Origin of the sequence: Mucilaginibacter limnophilus, assembly GCF_004005815.1 — a bacterium.
GTDB classification, from domain to species: domain Bacteria; phylum Bacteroidota; class Bacteroidia; order Sphingobacteriales; family Sphingobacteriaceae; genus Mucilaginibacter; species Mucilaginibacter limnophilus.
This window is the reverse complement of record NZ_SACK01000002.1, coordinates 872,888-892,958: the sequence shown is the minus strand read 5'-3', so window position 1 is coordinate 892,958 and position 20,071 is coordinate 872,888. Positions and strand designations below refer to the sequence as shown.

20 protein-coding genes are annotated in these 20,071 nt (G+C 42.7%); 4 read left to right on the top strand and 16 right to left on the bottom strand.

The window, feature by feature from the left end:
* Positions 1 to 131: 131 nt before the first annotated feature.
* The gene (gene greA / locus EOD41_RS08510) at positions 132 to 605 is read left to right on the top strand and encodes a transcription elongation factor GreA (RefSeq protein ID WP_127704350.1); all 474 of its coding nucleotides are present in this window, start codon (positions 132 to 134) and stop codon (positions 603 to 605) included.
* An 81-nt stretch (positions 606 to 686) separates the two neighbouring features.
* Complete coding sequence (locus tag EOD41_RS08505; protein WP_127704349.1) at positions 687 to 1,085, top strand: HIT family protein; 399 nt, start codon at positions 687 to 689, stop codon at positions 1,083 to 1,085.
* 203 nt (positions 1,086 to 1,288) lie between these two features.
* On the opposite strand, the gene ruvC is transcribed toward EOD41_RS08505, so the two are convergent.
* The 16 genes from ruvC to EOD41_RS08425 all read right to left on the bottom strand — a co-directional run bounded on the left by ruvC (position 1,289) and on the right by EOD41_RS08425 (position 16,433).
* Complete coding sequence (gene ruvC, locus EOD41_RS08500) at positions 1,289 to 1,888, bottom strand: crossover junction endodeoxyribonuclease RuvC (RefSeq protein WP_127704348.1); 600 nt, start codon at positions 1,886 to 1,888, stop codon at positions 1,289 to 1,291.
* A 104-nt stretch (positions 1,889 to 1,992) separates the two neighbouring features.
* Positions 1,993 to 2,625, bottom strand: coding sequence for a leucyl/phenylalanyl-tRNA--protein transferase (gene aat / locus EOD41_RS08495; protein ID WP_127704347.1), 633 nt, complete (start codon positions 2,623 to 2,625; stop codon positions 1,993 to 1,995).
* A gap of 11 nt (positions 2,626 to 2,636) precedes the next feature.
* Positions 2,637 to 4,562 carry a DUF3857 domain-containing protein gene (locus EOD41_RS08490; protein ID WP_127704346.1) on the bottom strand — a complete coding sequence of 642 codons (1,926 nt, stop codon included), beginning with the start codon at positions 4,560 to 4,562 and terminating at the stop codon, positions 2,637 to 2,639.
* Positions 4,559 to 6,532 carry a DUF3857 domain-containing protein gene (locus EOD41_RS08485; protein WP_127704345.1) on the bottom strand — a complete coding sequence of 658 codons (1,974 nt, stop codon included), beginning with the start codon at positions 6,530 to 6,532 and terminating at the stop codon, positions 4,559 to 4,561. Before EOD41_RS08485 ends, EOD41_RS08490 begins: the two co-directional genes overlap by 4 nt.
* A gap of 176 nt (positions 6,533 to 6,708) precedes the next feature.
* Positions 6,709 to 8,616 carry a DUF3857 domain-containing protein gene (locus EOD41_RS08480; protein ID WP_127704344.1) on the bottom strand — a complete coding sequence of 636 codons (1,908 nt, stop codon included), beginning with the start codon at positions 8,614 to 8,616 and terminating at the stop codon, positions 6,709 to 6,711.
* A 64-nt stretch (positions 8,617 to 8,680) separates the two neighbouring features.
* Positions 8,681 to 9,376, bottom strand: a complete 696-nt coding sequence (locus EOD41_RS08475) for a peptidoglycan DD-metalloendopeptidase family protein (RefSeq protein ID WP_127704343.1) — start codon at positions 9,374 to 9,376, stop codon at positions 8,681 to 8,683.
* A 6-nt stretch (positions 9,377 to 9,382) separates the two neighbouring features.
* Positions 9,383 to 9,757, bottom strand: a complete 375-nt coding sequence (rbfA, locus tag EOD41_RS08470) for a 30S ribosome-binding factor RbfA (RefSeq protein WP_127704342.1) — start codon at positions 9,755 to 9,757, stop codon at positions 9,383 to 9,385.
* 117 nt (positions 9,758 to 9,874) lie between these two features.
* Positions 9,875 to 10,249: a hypothetical protein gene (locus EOD41_RS08465; protein WP_127704341.1), complete on the bottom strand. Its 375-nt coding sequence runs from the start codon at positions 10,247 to 10,249 to the stop codon at positions 9,875 to 9,877.
* 11 nt (positions 10,250 to 10,260) lie between these two features.
* Complete coding sequence (locus EOD41_RS08460; protein WP_127704340.1) at positions 10,261 to 11,487, bottom strand: FtsX-like permease family protein; 1,227 nt, start codon at positions 11,485 to 11,487, stop codon at positions 10,261 to 10,263.
* A gap of 20 nt (positions 11,488 to 11,507) precedes the next feature.
* Complete coding sequence (locus EOD41_RS08455; protein ID WP_127704339.1) at positions 11,508 to 12,146, bottom strand: MBL fold metallo-hydrolase; 639 nt, start codon at positions 12,144 to 12,146, stop codon at positions 11,508 to 11,510.
* 94 nt (positions 12,147 to 12,240) lie between these two features.
* A complete protein-coding gene (gene gldD, locus EOD41_RS08450) occupies positions 12,241 to 12,819 on the bottom strand; it encodes a gliding motility lipoprotein GldD (RefSeq protein ID WP_127704338.1) in 579 nt (192 codons plus the stop codon).
* A 4-nt stretch (positions 12,820 to 12,823) separates the two neighbouring features.
* Positions 12,824 to 13,615 carry a shikimate dehydrogenase family protein gene (locus EOD41_RS08445; RefSeq protein WP_127704337.1) on the bottom strand — a complete coding sequence of 264 codons (792 nt, stop codon included), beginning with the start codon at positions 13,613 to 13,615 and terminating at the stop codon, positions 12,824 to 12,826.
* A gap of 56 nt (positions 13,616 to 13,671) precedes the next feature.
* Positions 13,672 to 14,169 (bottom strand): hypothetical protein, encoded by a 498-nt coding sequence (locus tag EOD41_RS08440; RefSeq protein WP_127704336.1) that lies wholly within the window; start codon positions 14,167 to 14,169, stop codon positions 13,672 to 13,674.
* A 52-nt stretch (positions 14,170 to 14,221) separates the two neighbouring features.
* Positions 14,222 to 14,593: an FEKKY domain-containing protein gene (locus tag EOD41_RS08435; RefSeq protein WP_127704335.1), complete on the bottom strand. Its 372-nt coding sequence runs from the start codon at positions 14,591 to 14,593 to the stop codon at positions 14,222 to 14,224.
* Between the two features lie 71 nt (positions 14,594 to 14,664).
* Complete coding sequence (locus tag EOD41_RS08430) at positions 14,665 to 14,949, bottom strand: MafI family immunity protein (protein ID WP_127704334.1); 285 nt, start codon at positions 14,947 to 14,949, stop codon at positions 14,665 to 14,667.
* 80 nt (positions 14,950 to 15,029) lie between these two features.
* Positions 15,030 to 16,433 carry a tetratricopeptide repeat protein gene (locus tag EOD41_RS08425; RefSeq protein ID WP_127704333.1) on the bottom strand — a complete coding sequence of 468 codons (1,404 nt, stop codon included), beginning with the start codon at positions 16,431 to 16,433 and terminating at the stop codon, positions 15,030 to 15,032.
* Between the two features lie 239 nt (positions 16,434 to 16,672).
* Between EOD41_RS08425 and amaB the strand changes: the two genes are divergently transcribed.
* Both amaB and EOD41_RS08415 read left to right on the top strand, forming a co-directional pair.
* Positions 16,673 to 18,211, top strand: coding sequence for an L-piperidine-6-carboxylate dehydrogenase (gene amaB / locus EOD41_RS08420; RefSeq protein WP_127704332.1), 1,539 nt, complete (start codon positions 16,673 to 16,675; stop codon positions 18,209 to 18,211).
* 82 nt (positions 18,212 to 18,293) lie between these two features.
* On the top strand, positions 18,294 to 19,940 hold the full coding sequence (locus tag EOD41_RS08415; RefSeq protein WP_164849901.1) for a S8 family serine peptidase: 1,647 nt from the start codon (positions 18,294 to 18,296) through the stop codon (positions 19,938 to 19,940).
* The last annotated feature ends 131 nt before the right edge of the window (positions 19,941 to 20,071 follow it).

Below are 20,071 nucleotides of genomic sequence, written 5' to 3'. Positions count from 1 at the left end.
TGCGGCTACGGTTCTCATAGTCTTGTTTGTTTTTAAAGTCGTCACGTCCTTCTTGTTAAAAAGGAAGGGCGGTTTTTTTTGACGGCTATTGAACAATTGAAAACAAAAGTCTTACAAAAACATAGTGCGTTATGGCAGAGGTTTCATACTACACCAAAGATGGTTTAGAAAAATTAAAGGAAGAATTACAATACTTAAAAACAACAGGCCGTGCTAACATCGCAAAAGCGATAGCCGAAGCCCGTGATAAAGGTGATCTATCAGAAAATGCGGAATACGATGCCGCCAAAGAAGCGCAGGGTCACCACGAAACTAAGATAGCTAAACTGGAAGATACGCTTGCACATGCACGCTTGCTTGATGAATCAAAACTGGATACTTCAAAAGTGCTGGCCCTATCAACCGTTAAAATCAAAAACACCAAGAACGGCGCGGTAATGAGCTACCAGCTGGTATCTGAAACAGAAGCGGATCTTAAGGCCGGAAAAATATCTGTTTCTTCACCAATAGCTAAAGGCTTATTAGGCAAACAGGTTGGCGAAAAAACTGAAATAACCGTTCCTGCAGGTAAAATTGAATTTGAAATTCTGGAAATTAGCAGATAGTGAATAGTTAATTGAGTGAGTGGTAACCAGATTTATATTAACCACTCACTTAATAAACGTGATAAATTTAATCAACATAACATGCCTACCATCTTTTCAAAAATAGTTTCGGGCGAATTGCCTGCGTATGTGGTTGCAGAAAGCAACGATTACCTTGCTTTTTTAGATATTAATCCGCTGGCGCAGGGCCATGTGCTGGTTATCCCAAAAATAGAGGTTGATTATATTTTTGATGTTGAGGATGATGTTTATGCAGGTCTCTGGCTGTTTGCCAAAATTGTAGCCAAAGGACTTGGAAAAGCTGTGCCATGCACCCGGGTAGGCATAGCGGTAATTGGCATTGAGGTACCGCACACACATATCCACCTTATTCCGCTAAACAGTGTGCAGGATATTAATTTTTCCAGACCTAAATTGTCGTTTACTCCTGAGGAATATGAGGCAACCGCTGAAAAAATCCGTGAAGCACTGAGGGGATAGCTTTTTGATGTGCGGAAGCGTTTTAATGTGCAGATACGTGGATGTGCAGATGTGCGAATTTGCTGTTATAATGCATGGTGATAGATGCTTCGTTCCTCAGTAGGACAATTGAGTAAGTGTATTGATACACTTACAAGTTCAATAATATATTCATCGATACATCATTTGCGCATCTGCATATCCCCACATCCCCGCACATTAAATTATTTTTTCTTCGTCAAACCGCTTACCCTTGCAGCGTTATCTTTGGCAAAGGTGTCCCAGCCTGAGTATGACTTTTTGCTGCCGCCAGCACTGCTGTTACCTGTGATATTGCGTTGAAAAGCGTGGCAAACCGCTACGGCCAGTCCGTCGGTAGCATCTAAAAAATCCGGTGTTTCGGTGAAGTTAAGCAGACGCTGTATCATGCCGGCTACCTGTTCCTTGGTAGCGTTACCATTGCCGGTTATAGCCTGTTTTATTTTACGTGGAGAATACTCGGTGATATCAATATTACGTGACAACGCCGCCGCCATAGCCACCCCTTGTGCACGACCAAGTTTTAACATTACCTGTATGTTTTTGCCGTAAAACGGCGCTTCAATGGCCAGGCAGTCGGGGTGATAGTTATCAATTAAAGCAACGGTTTTTTCAAAAATTCGCTGCAGTTTCAGCATGTGATCGTCAAGGTTTTCCATTTTTACCACACCCAAACTAATAAGTTCAATTTTGGGGCCGGTTTCTTTTATCAGGCCGTAACCCATAACGGCTGTTCCGGGGTCGATACCTAATATGATGCGTTCTTTGTGGTTGGGTTGCTGCATGGAAAACATTTAGATGTCATGCCGAATTTATTTCGGCATCTCACATGGTATTCACATTGCATGAGAGATCCTGAAACGAGTTCAGGATGACAATTCAAATTTACCTATTTCTCGGTCAGCATTTGCATATATTCTTCCCTGCTTATCATTTGGGCGCCCATGCTTTCCAGGTGTTCGGTATGTAACTGGCAGTCTATAAGCTTATACTTACCTGATTGGCATAAATATATCAGGGATGTTTTAGATGCATTGCTAACGCGACTGAACATACTCTCGCCACAAAACACATTACCCACCTCAACACCGTAAAGTCCGCCGGCAAGCTCACCATCCTGCCATACCTCGACCGAATGCGCAAAGCCTTTTTTATGCAGATTGATATAAGCGTTGATCATGTCACTTGTTATCCACGTACCGTCCTGCCCTTCGCGTTTGGCGGCAGAGCAAGCTTGTATCACCTCAGCAAAAGCTTTATTAATGGTAACTGTGAACCTGTTTGAATGCAGCACCTGCCGCGTGCTTTTTGATATTTTTATATTATTTGGATACAGCACAAAACGCTCGTGCGGCGAATACCACAATATGGGCGTTTCGTCACTATACCATGGGAATATACCATTCCGGTAGGCCAGCATCAGTCGTTCGGTCGACAGGTCGCCGCCTACTGCCAGCAAACCATCAGGTTCGGCCAGGGTTGGGTCGGGAAAAATAAGGTCATCAACAATCCTGAAAATCATCAGGCGCAAATTTACGCCTTGCGGCGGATAACCAGCTTTTTATTCTGCGCTTTAGCAACGGCGTCCATATACTGCTGCATTTCGGTGTACTTAGCGGCCGGTATAATATGCTTATTCAAGTTAAATTTTGTAGTTCCGGTTACGCGGTTCGTAGCGGCATCATATACATAACTTACGTCAAAACTTCCGTAAGTAAATTTAAGACTTTGATTTGCCGGCAATGTTTCTACTTCAAAACCTTCAGGCAATTCAATAGTGGTTACGCTGGTTTTTTGCAGGGGGTGCTCAAAGTAAAAGTCGGCTTTGCGCTTTTCGGCGGCAGGGCAGGTAAACGTCCATATATCAAATGCCGCCGGGCGGTAAAACTGTTTGCTTCCGGTAATAACATCACTAAACTTATCATACTCCAGCTCAATATCAACCTGTTTTACACCATCTTTATCTTCTGCCGGCTTAAACTCAAAAAACGAAGGCTGTTTGATGTGCATACTGCGCAGCAAAATTTCCTTTTGCTTGTCAAGTGGGATCTCTGCCAGACCCAGGTACATGTTGCGGTACTCGCCGGTTCCCGATATCTTTATATCTGTTTTAGCGCTACCATCAGCGTTAAGCTTTATTAAAACCGTGCTGTTAAATATATTATCCTCAGCTTTGGTGACAGGCGTATTCACCAATTTTCCGCCATCTTCAGTAATAAGCAATGCATTACGGTTTTCGGTAAAAGTGCCCAGCTTGCCGAAGGGTTGCGTAGTGCTGGTGCACTCGAGCCAGGTAGTATCGCCCTTAAACGGTATGCATAAAATGGCGTGGTTAAACCTGAACTGACTGAATGCAGCATTCGCTGGCTCGGCATTCTCTCCTGCCCGGATTATTGCATAGTTTGCCGGAATATTTACAGCCTTAAGCATGGCGTACATGTAATTTGACAAGGCTTTGCAGTCGCCGTATTTTTTTTGGTCAACAAATGCTGCCGGGAAAGGCTTTAAACCGCCTATACCCAATTGTATGCTTACATAACGCATGTTTTGCTGCATATATTCATATAAAAATTTGGCTTTTTCCTTGTCGCTTTTTAAATGCGCAGTCATTTGCTGTAACTCGGCCACACGCGCGGGCGACAGGGTGTTTACATCGCTGTTAAGCCCTTGTATCCATTTACCAAATCCGGTCCAGGTGCTCATATCCCCTTCAATATGATTGTATTGAAACTTCACCGGGGCTATATCTACCCGCGAGGCTTCACGCCATGAAGGCACACCTTCTTCGCTTTTAAAAGCTTTCAGGTTTGATATATGCCAGGTATAGGTTTCCATCTTATCGGCAGTTCCTTTCTGCGGAAGTATTTTGGTATTAACGTTATTATACCTGATGGCCACACCCGGATTTACAAGATACTTACAGTAAGTATCTTGTACTGATTGTTCGGGATTTTGTAGCAGAAAACTTCCATAGCTAATCGCGTTGTCATTTTCGGTTTCATAAATCATTTCAATAGTAACCGGGTAACTGGCCACGGCGTGCATAATCGCCTTGAAACGGCTATCGGTAATAATTGATATACCATCAACCGCGGCGCGGTCATACATATCGCTTTTAGCATACTTTTTTATCAAGGTGCCATCAGCATTATAGACGTTCATTTTAAATGAATTGATAGACGATGTTTTGTCATACGGGATCATGATGCGTGTTTCATCTATCGCTTTTTCATTTAAAACGGCAACAATGGAATGGCATTTATTTATCAACTCTCCGGGGGCATTAACAAAATTCTCAACCATTTTGTAACGCACCACAGAGTTAGCTTCCTGCTTAAGCGAATCAGGTATGGTTGCCGCCTTATACAAATCGGGCGACGGCGACTGTGCCCTGCATATATTAACCCCGGCTGCCAGTGCGCAGCAAACCATAAGCACTTTATACAATCTCAGTTTCATGACTTTTTCAATACGATCTGCTCATTCAACATTTCAAACATTTGCTTGCTAAACTCCCTGAAATCGTTGTAATCTTCTTTAAAATAAGTGGTTTTTGCGTGGTCAATTGTGTACCTTATACTAATTGCATCATTTACCTGGGTAACAATCCGTTTGAAAGTCATGCTTTTATCGGGCATAGTAAGGCTTATGCTTTTAGGCACACTTTCGGCAACATAACCTGCCGGTAACTTATATACAGCAAATATGCTGTGATTATCGCGATAGGCAAAATCAATATCAGTAAAACGGTTCTCGCTTAAAAACGGATTTGTTTTAAGCAGTGTAAGCGCATTTGGGTTTAAATAAATATAATTATCATCAGAACCCGAAAGGTCCATATCAAACTTTGCATTTTGCACCAGCGGAAGTGTATCAACATCAATGTTTTCGAGCTTTAATTCTGATATTTTAACGCTGTTATCATTATCTCTTAAGAAGTCGATGTACTTGTTTTCTCCATCAGTTTTATACTTGGCGGTGCGTTTTATTTTATTATAGCTAAAGCTGCTTATTTGCAGAGTGCCGCTCATTTTACCGCCTGGTTTAACTTCGCCATTAATAAAATAAGTTTGCCTTACAGGCTGGTTGTTACTGATAAAAAATATATCATAAAGTTTTTTCTCCTTGTCAATATACAGCCCTGACGAGTTTAATAGTTCATCAGGCACCTCGTTATACAGGTTATACTTGCCTGATGCGTCAAGAATATATCTCCTTGTGCTATCAACAGGTATATACACTACTCCACGGTTAAACTGACGGATAAACGCGCTGTAGGGGTTCACCCTGCCATGTTCGCGTGTGCTAACTACCATCGGGTAGGCATCAACTCCGGCTTGCTTAAGTAAATGGTAAAGTATCAGGTTAATTTCGGTAGCGTTACCTGTTTTTTTCTCCCAGGCCTTAACTGTGCCGTCAATGGTAAACCACCTGTCCAGATTATTCCATTTCATATTGTTTTTCACCTCGTTAAACAAATAGGCTATTTTCTGGTCATCCGTTTTTAGTGAGGCAGCTTTAGTAACAATTGCTTCTTCGCCCTGTAACTTGCGCTTAAGCTGTTTGCCAAAGTCTTCGTCGTCAGCCAGTAAGCCTCCTACCTTTGGCCAGGTATCGGCACTTGTTTGCGTGAAACCCTGCGGTGGCCTGATACTGGTTAGTATAAACGACATGCTTTGCAGATTATCCGCGTCTGACCGCATATACGGTTCGTCGGGCAGTGAATGTACATTCTGCATACCTCGCACATCAATTTCATTGACATATTGCAAGGCCGAATTACCAAAGCCTATGGTTGCCGAATTGGTTGAGTGCTGATTTGTAGAAAAATAAGTTGCCAGGCGGATTTGAGGCTTATAGTAGAAATACTCAGGGATTTTTGTAGTTAGCTGGCTATACCGCACAGGTATCTTTTCCTGGAAATACCACTCGGGAAAATCACTTAATGAATTAGCTGTAAGGCGGTAACGGTATTCTATAACCGATCCGGCTTTGACATTAGGGAACGAAAACACCATTGCCGAATTCATCTTATCAATGTTTTCGGTAAATATTTGCTTTTTGTCAATTTTAGTGATTTCGGGTTTGCCGTTCACCATGTTAATAGTTTGCACCTGCAGATCAGTAACATATTCCAGGTGATTGCCGCTATAATATTCTATGCGGACATCGGCATTTTTTTTACCGTTATCATTGAATATTTTTATTCGCTTATGCCGCTCCAAAACAATGTTAAAGCTTTGGTCGAAATAAACTTCGCCCTTATCAAACAGCACCATAGCGTTTGCATCAGGTTCAAAATCACATTGTTTTAGTTCAAGGTCGGCTACGTCAATTTTTCCAAAATCGGGTAGTTTTGGCGCGGGAGATTGCGCTTTTACTGTTGTTAGCACAGCGCATGCCACTAAACAGGCATAAATCTTTTTCATGAAAAGGGTTAGTCTAAGTTAAAAGGGTATTTTAAGTTGTTGTATTATAAAGCTTCGCACTTATGGTGCGGCTAAAACTAATTGGGAAATAGTTTTTTCATGCTGATAAGGTTTTGAGTAAAATCAATAATTCAAGGCTTGAATATAGAAAAAAAATTTAACTTGTATAAAGCTGGTTAATTACTTTTTTGAATAACAACCGGCTCATTTAGTATTTCAAACATTTTTTTAAAAAACTCTTTTACGCCTGTGTATTGATCTTTTTTGAAATAATGATGATGCAATGTTACTGTGTACCGTACATACAGCCTGTTATCTTCTACAGCTGCAAAACGCTTAAGGCTTACACTTCCGTCTTCGGCTCTCACGTAAAGATTTTTAGGTAAGCTTTCAATTTTTAATTCTTTAGGAATGGTATAAACAGTGTTTATCATGTTAGTTTTAGGGAAGCCTAATTCAATATCTGAGTTTCGTACATCAGCTATAAACGGATTTGTTGTAAATCCTGAAAAAAGGTTGGCATACAGGTACAGATATCCACCGTCGGACTGTACCAGATTAACTTTATAATTTATATTTTGAATTAGTGGCAAGGTATCAATATCTGTATTGTCAAAACTTACCGATTTGATCTCGAGGTCGTTATTATCTTCTTTTAGATAATCAGCATACTTGTCTTCATGAAGCTTTTTAAATTTTAACGAACTTTCGCGGTTGTAACCATAATCTTTAATCGTAACTATACCTTCAACTTTTCCGTCGGCAGTTATAGTGGATATATTGTTTATCGCTTTTGAAGCCGGCACTACACTTTGTATTGAAAACAATTGTCCGGCATTCTTTTCAAGCTCTTTAACCGGATTTTTAATATCGGTATTTATACCTAACCCGTAAGTGTTTAATATATCGTAAGGAATAATTTTATAGTCGCCGTGTTTATTTGTAGCATCAAGTACATAGTGTTTAATACTATCGGCAGGCACACATATTACGGTTTTATTAAACTGCAGGATGCTTGGATAATTAGGCTCAACTATACCATTATCAGGTGTACTTACTAAAACCGGAAACCCTTCAACACCGGCCTTTTTAAGCAGCGTGAATAAAATAAGATTAATCTCGGTGGAGTTGCCCGTATTTTTATTCCATGCTTTTTTCAGTCCTGCCCGGGTAAACCAGTCATCTGTGTTATCCCATAGCATTTTGTTTTTAACGTAATTGAAAACCGCTTCAATTTTGTCGGTTTCGTTATTCAGTTTTGCAACTATTGTTAATATTGAATCGGTACCCGGCAAGCTTACCTGCAACTGCTTGCCAAAGTCAACATCACCAATAACCCTGCGCGAAATTTCATTCCATGTGGTATAATTACCTTTAAAAAAAACAATTTGCTGTACCATGTTCTCATCAGTAGGAGCAAAGGGTTCTTCTTTATACGACGGCACATTGGCCATTGCCCATACCTTTTTTATGCCGGTTGTTTTATCTGTTACTACTACCCCGGCCTTTACAAAAGGCTGTTTTACTTTACTTAGATAGTACACGCCATATCTAAATTTTGTGATAATCTCGCTATATAGTACCGGTATGTCTTCTTGAAATATCCAGGGAGGGTAATAAAGAAAGGGGGTGCTCCATTTATAAACAAATTCAATAACAGAGCCCACCTTTACAGCCGGAAAGGTGATGATAACAACTTTGCGATACTTATCGATTTTTTGGGTATATATCCTTTTTTTATCAACAGGTGTGTATTCAATTTTTCCGTTTGTTAAATTGATAGTTTGGGCGGATATGATATCTATATCTTCAGCAGCTCCTTTACTGATATATTGCAGTTTAATATCACCTTCACTTAAACCGCTGCTGTTAAGTATTTTTATGCGTTTATGCCGTTTCAGTTCAATTGAATAATCGTAACGTGTTAGCTCGCCTTTATCAAAGAGCACCATAGCGCCGGCATTTTTTTCAAAGGGACATTCGGATAATTTTAAACTGGCGGTATCAATTTGCCCGTAAGGCTGTATTTGTGAGAATGTGCTGTGAAAAATACACAGCAACAGAAAAGTGATAAGAGGTTTCATGCAATTGCTTAACGCCCTCAAAAATATAAAAAATACTATTAAGACGTATTTACAAGCGCTATGCTTATAATCGGTTATTTATTTGAAGCAGAATATCAGGATCAGGAACATTTTTCAGATACCTTCCTTTTTCAGACGGACGGCACACGCCCGGATAATCACCCTTCTTGCCTTCCATATCCAGCATCAGCTGAAAATGCAGGTGCGGCGGCCAGTTGCCGTTTTCATCGAGGTTGCCGAAGCTGGCTATATGTTGCCCGGAATTAACTTTTTGGCCGACTGTTAAGTTATTAAGACTTGCACGATTGAGATGCCCGTAAAGACTATAAAGGGTAAGTCCGGCGATATCATGTTGAAGGACGATGGTGGGGCCATAATCACCAAAGTTGTCATTATCCAGGAAGCTGTGTACAATGCCGTCAAGTGGTGTATATACCGGTGTACCTGCCGCGGCCCAGATGTCAACGCCTAAATGGATGCTGCGGGGTTCGGCATCTGTATCAAAATGCTCCCGGCTGGCATAGATGACCCGGTTTTCCATATAGCCCCCAACGCCATAACGGCAGCCCGAATCATTTAGTTTTTTAGTTACCCAGCCATCAAACGCCTGTACATCTTTTAATAACTGCGGGTTAAGTTCACTGTTGCCGGCGGTAAGATCCATATGCAGCAGGCAATCGTCAGGCTTGATATCAACAACCTTACTTACACGCAACGGATACTTTTGCAGATGCTGTACCAACAGTTCCGAGGCATCCATGCGAAATTACTCTTCGGTATCGGGCTGACGTGGTTCGCGGCTTATTTTGTCAAACAGCGCGTCCATACGCTCAACGTATTCGTTGGTATCGTCCACAAAAAACTCAAGCTGCGGTATAATGCGCACCTGGTCTTTTATACGTGCGCCAAGCTTGTAGCGAATTTCTGAAGCATGCGATTTTACCAGCTGCAAGGCCTGCTGAGTATTGGTATTATTAAAAAAGCTCAGGAAAACGCGTGCAATAGCCAAATCGGGTGTTACCCTTACTTTAGTAATAGTTACCAGCGTATTGGGCAAATAGGCATTGCCCTCGCGTTGAAAAATGGCGGCAAGGTCTTGTTGTATTACTCCTGCAAACTTTTGCTGACGTTTTGATTCCATGATGAGATATATTAATTAGCCGAACGGCGAATATTAAAAGTTAAAGCTACTATTAAAAGCCTGTCGCGCCTAATTTGTTTTATTAAATGCCGATGCGTTTTTCAACATACAGCCGGGTTAACGGCAGCTATCGGCAGGAATTTCTTTTGTAATTTTGATGACTTTATAAACCACAAGTGTACTGTCAAACTCAGCACCTAAACCGTCTTTGTTCGAAGGTTTTTTTACGCCCTCTACCTCGACATAAACGGGCAGGTAAGGCTTTTCAAAGTTCATTTGTGAATATTTTAATTCCAACTGCGCCGAACTATCGGTTACCCAGAACTCTTTCTCGCGGCCGCATTCCTGAAACGATTTGATCTCGGGGCCAAAGCTATACAAACCTTTTATCACAAGCGGTTTTTTAGCATCGGGGCGCCGGTTGCATGAGCATGCCGATACCAGCATCAACGTTATGCCTAAAATGATATACTGTATATTTAAAATACGCATAAATTATCTTTCTACAGGTCTTGCTTTAAATCGCTCAACCCTTTTACACTTAGCCGCGCGCTTATGCCCGATGCTATTACGGCGATACCCAATACGGTTAAAAACACGAGTAAAAAGTCGCCGGGCTTAATGTCTATAGGGTAAGCATCAATAACCGTTAACGAGCCGTTTATTTTTATCAGGCCGAATTGCTGCTGCAATATGCAAAATATCAGCCCTACTATAATACCGGCTACACACCCCAGTACTGATATCATCATTCCCTCGAAAAAGAAAACACCCTGTATCAGCCTTTTCCCGGCACCCAAACTGGTTAATATGGCAATGTCTTTCCGTTTATCAATAACCAGCATCGTTAACGAACCAATGATGTTAAACACGGCTATGATCAACACAAAGGTTAGTATCATAAAAACCGACCAGCGCTCATAATTCAACGTTTTATATAGCTCGGTATTTTGCTGTACCCGGTTTTTTACCACAAAACTGCTGCCTGCCGATTTTTCTATTTCTTCTTTTACCTTTTCAATGTTAACGCCCTTGTTGAAGTTTAATTCAACAGACGATACCTGGTCGGGTTCATCGAGCAGATCGCGGGTGAAGCTGAGCGGTGCAACTACAATATCGTCAAAGTCCTGCTGTATGGCAAACACACCCGAAGGCGATATGCTTTGTACAACAAACTCGTTCAATGGGTTTGACGATGCCGAAGCGCTTCGCCTCGGCGAATATACCTGCAACTGGGCTATCGCGTCATCAATATTAACACCTAAACTGGCCTGTATGGTGGCTCCTACCACCGCGTAGTCTTTACCGCCGGCCTTCAGCGTGAACGATCCGTTGAGTATGGTGCTATCCAGGCGCGGGTTCTTTAAAAAATCGTCGCTCACTCCCTTTATAGTACCTATAAACTGTTTGTTACCATAACGCAGTAAAACCTTTTCCTGCAACACCTGGGTGTACGAAAATATGCGTTTATCGTTTTTCAGCGATACAAAGTAAGGTGTGTTCGGGTTAAATGTTTTGCCCAACTTGGCCTCAATTTTTACTTCCGGACTGAAATTACTGTACAGCGAAAGGATAACTTTTTCGAACCCGTTAAACACCGACAGGATAATAATAAGCGCTGCACTGCCCACAAACACCCCAAGCATGGATATGCCTGAGATAATATTGATGGCATGTACCTTTTTGCGTGAAAAAAGATACCGCTTCGCTATGTAAACCGCCGTGTTCAATTATAAAGGGTTATGCAGAGTTAATTAAAAAAGGGGTTGTATTGTTTTTCGTAACCGATGGTTGTTTCAGGTCCATGCCCCGGATATACTGTGCAGTCATCAGGCAGCACGAACAATTTCTCACGGATATTTTTCAAAAGCTGCGCGTGGTTACCACCGGGCAAATCGCTGCGACCAATGCTGCCTTTGAAAAGCACATCTCCGCCTACCAATATATTGGCTTCCTTATCATAAAAGCACAAATGCGCAGGCGAATGGCCCGGCGCGAATATCAGTTCGAGCGTTGTATTGCCAAAGCTAATGGTTCCTGTTTCAGGCAGATATTCATCTGGCAGCGGCGAATTTTCATACCTAAAACCTATTTGCGCGGCATGCACCGGGGCAAAATTTAACACAGGCAATTCGCCCTGATGAAACTTCGGTTTTAAACCATATTGCTCGAAAACGAACTTGTTGCCCAGCACATGATCTATATGGCAATGGGTGTTTAATAACAAAACCGGGATCAGGTTATTTTCTTTGATGAAATTCACCACCGCGTTCTGCTCGGCGCCGGTGTACATTCCGGGATCGATAATCACGCACTCGCCGCTGTCATTATATAAAACAACGGTATTTTCCTGGTAAGGATTATTTGCAAAACATTCGATTTTTGCCATATGGGCAAAGGTAGTATATTTTATTCACCCCTCATTAGCAATGGGTTTAAAACCCATTGCTAATGAGGAATGCCAAACAATAACCGAAAATCTTCTACTTCCACCTAAAACTTTTTATCAGCACATCTACGTCTTTCTTCACGAAGTCGAGAACAGGCTGTATCGAATCGAGCCGAGGTTCGTTGCTAAAGTATAATGCGCCCCGAAGATAGTGCCGGGTACTGTCTGTTAAGAAGAACTGTACCGAAGAGGCCGCGTTGCCGTCAATGGTATAATATAATCCGTAAACTTTCCTGTCGGGATAGCTGATGTAGCCTTCATCAATCGAAGTCGCTTTTATAGTGTGCTTGAAAGCAAAGGTGTGCGCATCTTCAACCAACTCGTTAAATATCTTTTTGGATGTTACCGGCTGATAGCTTAAATGCAGTACCCCGTTAAACTGGGGCAAATTCATGTTCAGCCAGCAAGGATTATTTTTAGCCTTCGGATCGGGTACAATGTTAGCGTATTTGGGATACTCAAAAGTAAACGGGCAGCCATCATTATATTGCTGATAAGCCTTTTCGGGATAGTATATACGGAAGTACCCCCTTGGCTTGGGCGAGTAATCCGCCTCGCCGACGCAGCCGGCAAGTACTATCAATGCTAATAAAACAATTGCGCACCACTTCATCGCATCAGGCTTTTTTGTTCCATATTTCCCAGGCCCGTTCGGCCTGCAGTATCAGCATTTCATGACCGTTTTTTGTTACCGCGCCCCTCTCCGCCCCTTTCTTCAGTAACAGCGTCTGCTCGGGATTGTAAATCAGGTCGTAAAGCAGGTGTTTATCCGTAATCTGGTCGTAAGGTATTGGCGGGCATTCATTTACATTTGGTGATGTACCAACAGGGGTGGTGTTAATAATCAATTTGTTCTCAGCCACCATTTCGGGTTCGAGCTCATCAAACAATATCGTACCGTCCATTTTACGGCGAGTGATAACCGCGTAAGGTATCTCAAGTTTATCCAGCACATAAAATACTGCTTTCGCCGCGCCCCCGTTACCCAGCACCAACGCACTTTCGTGATGTTTTTTTAGCAATGGCTTTAACGACATTTCGAAACCATACACATCAGTATTAAATCCTTCCACCCTGAAGTTATCGTCGCCGAAGGCAACAGTGCCTTCAAATGATGCCGCAACCGGTGTTTCCTGACTGATGCGCAAGGTATTTACAGCGCCTACCTTATTGGCTTCCTCGTCGAGCCAGTCGACGTACTTCATCACATCAACCTTGTACGGAATGGTCACATTTAACCCAACCAAACCGGGATTGGCGCTTAAAAAGCTGTTGAACGTACTGATATCCTCAATAGGATAAAGGTCATACTGTGCATCGGCAATGCCTTCATTGGCAAACTTTTCGGTAAAGTATTTTTTGGAGAACGAGTGCGACAGCGGGTACCCTATAAGGCCGTATTTTTTCATTTTAAAGGACTGATGTAATGCAACGGCGAATATAGCAATGTTTTACGCCGCCTAACTTACATCCTCAAAAATGATTTAAGCTCACCTTTATCATTCGCCGCCGAAAGACGCTTTATATCTTTTGATAGTTTTGATTTGTAGTAGGTAGGCTCGTTAACGTATTTCAGGAAAACTTTGGTGGCGTCGAGAGTTAGTTCGTTAGCATCAGTATGCTTGGTTTCAAGTTCCACCTTGCATAAAGCAGCCATGTATATGCTCATCAAATCAACGTTATATGAGAAGTATTTTGTGGGATAACCATCTATGGTAAACGTATGATCAGGGGTTCCTTCCATCCACTTTATCAAAAACTGCACAGCTTTTAAACGGTCGATATCATTTTCTTTAACAGGGGTGGTAAGCAGGTAATCGGCGGTTTGCAGTACCAGCGGCTCATGTACCTTGAATATTTCCGAACCTTCAAACTTTATACCATCGATGGGTGGCAGCTCCTGCGCCACAGACACCGCAGCGGTTGATATTATCCAAAATAAGACAACTAAAGTCTTTTTCATTCAACTTTGATATGGTGGCTGAAAGATAGCAATTTTAGCGGTTATCCGGCAATCACAATCCTATCACATCAGGCCGTGTTTCTTTGCGCCAGTCTTTGCCATACTTGTTATCAAGATATTTAAACACTTCTGCATTGTAAGCTCGTATCTTTTCACCTCGCGGAAAAACACATCCATACGTGTAGTATGTGATATCATATTTACGCTCAAACCTCTCCTGATCATCAAAGTGCTTTGGCCGCATACCGCCTATCAGTAACAGCTTTATAGTATTGTTACTGATGTCATGCAAAGCCCTTGCCTTGCCAACATTTGTATGATAATTTTCATACTCACTTATAACAACACTATCCTTTTGAGTCGACTGCGCTTTTAGCTTAACCGAGCCCGACAATATGATTAAACAAAACAATAAGTATTTCATAACCGATCTTTTACTATAAGATGCAGACAGGTCATGGATTCCATATATTATAAGATCCTTGTTAATAAATTCTACTGAACTAATTCCTGCATATGATTGATACTCGCAGAATATTTCATCTTATTTGCCAATTGCTTAATTGTCTCATAAAATTCATTTGTGATTTTTATATCAAATTCATACAACTGAGCAATCACTAAATGAAAACATTCTCCATATTCATAGTGCGACAATAAGTCTAAAGCAAAATCAGTATCTTTTTCAGGTAAACCTAATTCAGCAGCAGTATTAACAAAGTCTTTTAGCATTGCCTTTAAACTCCTAATTCTCCATTTAAATAAGGCAGAAAATATCATATATAACTAATCTCTCTATTGTAAACAAAAAAGCCGCACCGGAAATCCGGATACGGCTTCGATAAAAATATGTTCAACGCTTAACGCGTATAGCGGTTAATGATATCAATGATCACCTTGTTGTTTTGCAGCTGAGGCAAATATTCAAACAGGATAAAGTGCTTCTCGGCATCGGTGCTTAAGGCAAGCTCAAGCTGGTTAAGCGCCTCGTTATAATCGCCTTTGGCAAACAGGTAAGCAACCATGCGGTAATACAGCTCTGCTGTTCCCGGGTTAGTTTTTATGGCCTCTGTCATTACCTCGATGGCTTCGGTTAGCTTGCTTTGCTCGTACAGTATCGACGAATAATCAAGCCAGGCATCAATATCTACCGGGTTCAGTTCAACTACCTTTTCATAAGCCTGGGCTGCTTCGTCAATACGGCCAAGCTTGTATTCGGCATCGGCAATGGCAAACCAGTAGTCGGCATTGGCAATGTCAAGGTCGAGAGCTTTTTTGTAGAAGTGCAGCGCTTCAAAATAACGTTCCTCAAAATCAAGGGTTACTCCTATGCCAAACCATGCATCGGCCAGTTTAGGATCCATTTTCACCGACTTTTTGTAAAAAGCCCTCGCGTCGTCCATCTGCTCCAGCTTTTCGTAGCATTCACCAATGGCGCAATAGGTATCGGCATTAGGCTGCTCATACTCAAACGTATGGCGGTAAACTTCAATGGCCTCGGCATATTTTTCAAGGTTCACCAAGGCGTTACCTTTGTTAAAGTAGGCAGACGCAAAGCTTTCTTTTATCAGGATGGCGTAATCATACGCATCGATAGCTTTTTCAAACAGGCCTAACTTAGTATAAGCGTTGCCCAGGTTGTACCATGCGGCATAGCTATATGGCTCGTTATCGATGTACTGCATATAAAACTGCACGCTTTCCTCCTGGTTGTCTAGCACATCATAGCAAAAGGCCAGCTCGTACAGGGCGTCCTGGTTTTCCATATTCTGCTCAAGGCAGCGTTTCAGGTATTTTATAGCCTGATCATAGTCGCCCATGTTTTGATGTACGTAGGCAATATGCAGCAGCACATCGTCAGTTTCATCGGCAAGTTCAAGGGCCTTTTCGTAATTTTCCAAAGCCTCGTCGTAGCGTTCCATACTTTCGTACAGGTTACCGCGGATCACGTAGATATCCGGGTCGCTTGCTTCAAGCATGGCCGCCTTGTCAAGCGAGTCAAAAGCCTCTGAAGCGCGGTTAGTTACCACCAGCAACTGTGCCTGTTTAATAAAAAATACAGCGGCGAAAGGGTGCTGGTTGCGGGCGTACTCTACAACTTGCAATGCTTTTAGCGGGTCGTTCTTCTCGATGTAGTAGTCGATAATGTTCTCAAACGCCTGGGCATCAAAAAAGTACTGGTCGTGGTTACGAATCATCTCTTCGTACCGTTCTACCGAGAATTTTGCATCTTCGGCAGAACCAAATTCAAATTCTTCTTCCATTCAATTTTGTTTGCAGAACATATTCGGCTTGACAGCAATTTATATTGCTTTTAGGCTTTACTGCGTTTAAGTTAATAACTATAAGTAACGGCAATGCAATTAAGTTTTCAACATACACACATTGTTAACACTTGTTAAATGCAACTACCTGATAATAAATAAGTATCAGCGGAAGGCGGTTAAGTGAGGGTGCCGGGTGATTTGCCTTAAAGATTTTTACCTTTGACAAATTTACGATTATGTATATCGATATTTCAAAAATTCTTTCTCATTTACATATAAACGACAAAAACCCTGCCTTTAGTACAGGCAGCATATGGGGTGGCAGCGGTACTGATATAAAAAATATCACTTCACCGGTTGACGGTAAATTGATAGCGCAGGTAACCATGGCTACAGCCGATGACTATAATGCCGTTATTGAAAAAGCGCAGCAGGCATTTACCATATGGCGCACCGTGCCGGCGCCAAAACGTGGTGAAATTGTAAGGCAAATTGGGGATGCACTGCGTGAGCACAAGCAAAGCCTGGGTGCGCTGGTATCATACGAAATGGGTAAAAGCCTGCAGGAAGGCTACGGTGAAGTGCAGGAAATGATTGATATATGCGATTTTGCTGTTGGTTTAAGCCGCCAGCTTTACGGCCTCACCATGCACTCGGAACGCCCGGGGCACCGCATGTACGAGCAGTATCATCCGCTGGGTGTGGTGGGCATTATTTCGGCGTTTAATTTCCCGGTAGCGGTATGGAGCTGGAATGCCGCTTTGGCCTGGGTGTGCGGCGATGTATGTGTTTGGAAACCATCAGAAAAAACACCTTTAACGGCTATTGCCTGCCAGCATATTGTACAAACTATTTTCGAACGAAATGAGGTACCGGAAGGCGTATCGTCCATAGTAATTGGCGGCCGTGATATTGGTGAACTGATCGCCAATGATACCCGTGTACCTTTAGTTTCGGCAACAGGTTCAACCCGTATGGGCAAGGCTGTGGGCGCTGCTGTTGGCGCACGTTTAGGCCGTAGTTTGCTTGAACTTGGCGGAAACAACGCCATCATCATAACCGAAAATGCCGATCTTGACATGGCATTGATAGGTGCAGTGTTCGGCGCGGTGGGTACAGCAGGCCAGCGTTGTACTACCACACGCAGATTGATCATTCATGAAAGTATTTACGAGCAGTTTAAGCAAAAACTGGTGAGCGCATACGGGCAAATCCGCATTGGCAACCCGCTTGATGAAAATAACCACATGGGTCCGCTGATTGATGCAGACGCGGTGCAGGCTTACCTTGACTCGATAGAAAGATGCAAGGCTGAAGGCGGTAAATTTATTGTGGAAGGCGGCAGGCTTGAAGGCGAAGCCTATACCTCTGGTTGTTATGTAAAGCCTTGCATAGCCGAAGTGGAAAATCAATACAGCATTGTGCAGCACGAAACCTTCGCTCCTATTCTTTACCTGATAAAATATACTGATATTGACGACGCGATTGCCATGCAAAACGCTGTACCGCAGGGTTTATCTTCAGCCATCATGACCAATAATTTGCGCGAGGCCGAACAATTTTTGTCGTTTGCGGGTTCTGACTGCGGTATTGCAAACGTTAACATAGGCACCTCGGGTGCCGAAATTGGCGGCGCGTTTGGCGGCGAAAAGGAAACGGGCGGCGGCCGCGAGTCGGGGTCAGACGCATGGAAAGCGTACATGCGCAGGCAAACCAATACTATTAATTATTCAAAAACGTTGCCTTTAGCACAGGGAATTAAATTTGATTTGTAATTTATAGACCATAGTCCATGGACCATAGACGATAGCAAACTATGGACTATGGTCTATGGTCCATCGTCTTAAAAAAACATATATGTTAAAAACACGCAAATTTCTTATTGCCCCGCTGCTTACAGGGGCTTTATTCTTTAACCTAAACACTTACGCACAGGCTCCTGCTGAAGCGCCGGCACCCGAACTTCCAAAAAACTGGCATCTGCTTGACCTGAAAACTGATGGTTATTTCGGTATCAGTCTTACTCCTGCCTATCAACTGGTAAAAGGTAAAAAAAGTAAAACTGTTGTGGTGGCTACTATTGACAGCGGGATTGATACCGCTCAAAAAGACCTGAGGCCTATCCTGTGGACAAATCGTAAAGAAAAACCCGGAAACGGCAAGGATGATGATAAAAACGGTTATGTTGATGATGTACACGGCTGGAATTTTTTGGGCGGACCGGGCGGTAACTGTAACTACACCGAAACTACCGAAGAAGTACGCGAGTATAACCGTTTAAAAGGCAAGTACGCCACTATTACCGAAGCCTCAGCAACCGACAAAAAGGAATATGCTTACTGGCTGAAAGTAAAGGCTGTACACGATACTACGGTTACCCACTCAAAAACCGAATTTGAGCAACTGTCGCCTGTGCTGAATGTGTTGATGGCGACCAGCGGTTATGTGAAACGCGATTTGAAACTAACTTCAGACGCTACGTTTAAAACAGCTGATCTGTCAAAGATCAACACCACCAACGATACCGTTATGCAAAGCAAGCAGATATGGGAGTCGATATTTCAACAGCAGGGCGGCGACAAGGATAACGCTGAAATCATTAAAGACCTGAGCGAGTATCTTACAAAGCTGAATAACGACATCAACCCCGACCTTACTTCGCGCCAGCGCATTGTGGGCGATAACCCTGATATTTGGGAAACCAAGCCTTATGGCAGCAACCTGCTGAAATTCCCTGATGCATCGCACGGTACAGGCGTTGCGGGACTAATTGCCGCCGTGCGCGATAACCAATACGGTATTAATGGCGTTGCTGATAATGTACGCATAATGGGCATCAAGGCGGTTCCAAACGGCGATGAATACGATAAAGACGTTGCTAAAGCTATCCGTTACGCTGTTGACAATGGCGCGCAGATCATCAACATGAGTTTCGGCAAAAAGCTTTCGCCGCACAAAAAGTGGGTTGATGATGCCTATAAATATGCCGCTTCAAAAGACGTATTACTGGTACAGGCTGCAGGTAACGAAAGCGAAGACGGTGATGTGAAACCGCATTATCCGAATGATAATTTTGAAGACGGCTCATCATCAGACGCTGCAAACGTGATTGTAGTGGGCGCTTCCGGAGCAAAAAATGATTCGACGCTTGCGGGCAGCTTCAGCAATTATGGAAAGAAGAACGTAGATGTATTCGCGCCGGGCGTATCAGTTACCTCAGTTGATAAAGACGCTGAATTTAACACTGCTGATGGTACCAGCTTTGCTTCACCAATTACCGCAGGTGTGGCAGCGTTGGTATTGGAATATTATCCGAAGCTTAGCGCGAAACAAATTAAACAGGTAATCTTGCAATCGGCCGCACCGCTAAACGGCACTATGGTTATTAAACCGGGCAGCAAAGACGAAAAAGTTGATTTTGCAACCCTATCGAAAACCGGCGGTATTGTGAACGCTTACAAGGCGCTTCAAATAGCGGCAACGTTAAAGGGAGAAAGAAAGTAAATTGTATTTCGGATTTCGAATGTTAAATTTCGAAATTGAAAGGCGGAGGATTTTTCTCCGCCTTTTTTGCTGAAATTCTGAAACTAACACCCACCGCCACTCGCCAACCACCACCCAAATACTTATCTTTA

What these genes read in the sequence shown, in the direction of transcription:
- rbfA (WP_127704342.1), bottom strand. Translation starts at nt 9,757, where the DNA reads ATGGAATCAAAACGTCAGCAAAAGTTTGCAGGAGTAATACAACAAGAC.
- amaB (WP_127704332.1), top strand. Translation starts at nt 16,673, where the DNA reads ATGTATATCGATATTTCAAAAATTCTTTCTCATTTACATATAAACGAC.
- gldD (WP_127704338.1), bottom strand. Translation starts at nt 12,819, where the DNA reads ATGAAGTGGTGCGCAATTGTTTTATTAGCATTGATAGTACTTGCCGGC.
- EOD41_RS08440 (WP_127704336.1), bottom strand. Translation starts at nt 14,169, where the DNA reads ATGAAAAAGACTTTAGTTGTCTTATTTTGGATAATATCAACCGCTGCG.
- EOD41_RS08480 (WP_127704344.1), bottom strand. Translation starts at nt 8,616, where the DNA reads ATGAAACCTCTTATCACTTTTCTGTTGCTGTGTATTTTTCACAGCACA.
- EOD41_RS08490 (WP_127704346.1), bottom strand. Translation starts at nt 4,562, where the DNA reads ATGAAACTGAGATTGTATAAAGTGCTTATGGTTTGCTGCGCACTGGCA.
- EOD41_RS08445 (WP_127704337.1), bottom strand. Translation starts at nt 13,615, where the DNA reads ATGAAAAAATACGGCCTTATAGGGTACCCGCTGTCGCACTCGTTCTCC.
- EOD41_RS08475 (WP_127704343.1), bottom strand. Translation starts at nt 9,376, where the DNA reads ATGGATGCCTCGGAACTGTTGGTACAGCATCTGCAAAAGTATCCGTTG.
- greA (WP_127704350.1), top strand. Translation starts at nt 132, where the DNA reads ATGGCAGAGGTTTCATACTACACCAAAGATGGTTTAGAAAAATTAAAG.
- EOD41_RS08485 (WP_127704345.1), bottom strand. Translation starts at nt 6,532, where the DNA reads ATGAAAAAGATTTATGCCTGTTTAGTGGCATGCGCTGTGCTAACAACA.
- EOD41_RS08455 (WP_127704339.1), bottom strand. Translation starts at nt 12,146, where the DNA reads ATGGCAAAAATCGAATGTTTTGCAAATAATCCTTACCAGGAAAATACC.
- EOD41_RS08430 (WP_127704334.1), bottom strand. Translation starts at nt 14,949, where the DNA reads ATGATATTTTCTGCCTTATTTAAATGGAGAATTAGGAGTTTAAAGGCA.
- EOD41_RS08465 (WP_127704341.1), bottom strand. Translation starts at nt 10,249, where the DNA reads ATGCGTATTTTAAATATACAGTATATCATTTTAGGCATAACGTTGATG.
- EOD41_RS08435 (WP_127704335.1), bottom strand. Translation starts at nt 14,593, where the DNA reads ATGAAATACTTATTGTTTTGTTTAATCATATTGTCGGGCTCGGTTAAG.
- EOD41_RS08505 (WP_127704349.1), top strand. Translation starts at nt 687, where the DNA reads ATGCCTACCATCTTTTCAAAAATAGTTTCGGGCGAATTGCCTGCGTAT.
- EOD41_RS08415 (WP_164849901.1), top strand. Translation starts at nt 18,294, where the DNA reads ATGTTAAAAACACGCAAATTTCTTATTGCCCCGCTGCTTACAGGGGCT.
- ruvC (WP_127704348.1), bottom strand. Translation starts at nt 1,888, where the DNA reads ATGCAGCAACCCAACCACAAAGAACGCATCATATTAGGTATCGACCCC.
- EOD41_RS08425 (WP_127704333.1), bottom strand. Translation starts at nt 16,433, where the DNA reads ATGGAAGAAGAATTTGAATTTGGTTCTGCCGAAGATGCAAAATTCTCG.
- aat (WP_127704347.1), bottom strand. Translation starts at nt 2,625, where the DNA reads ATGATTTTCAGGATTGTTGATGACCTTATTTTTCCCGACCCAACCCTG.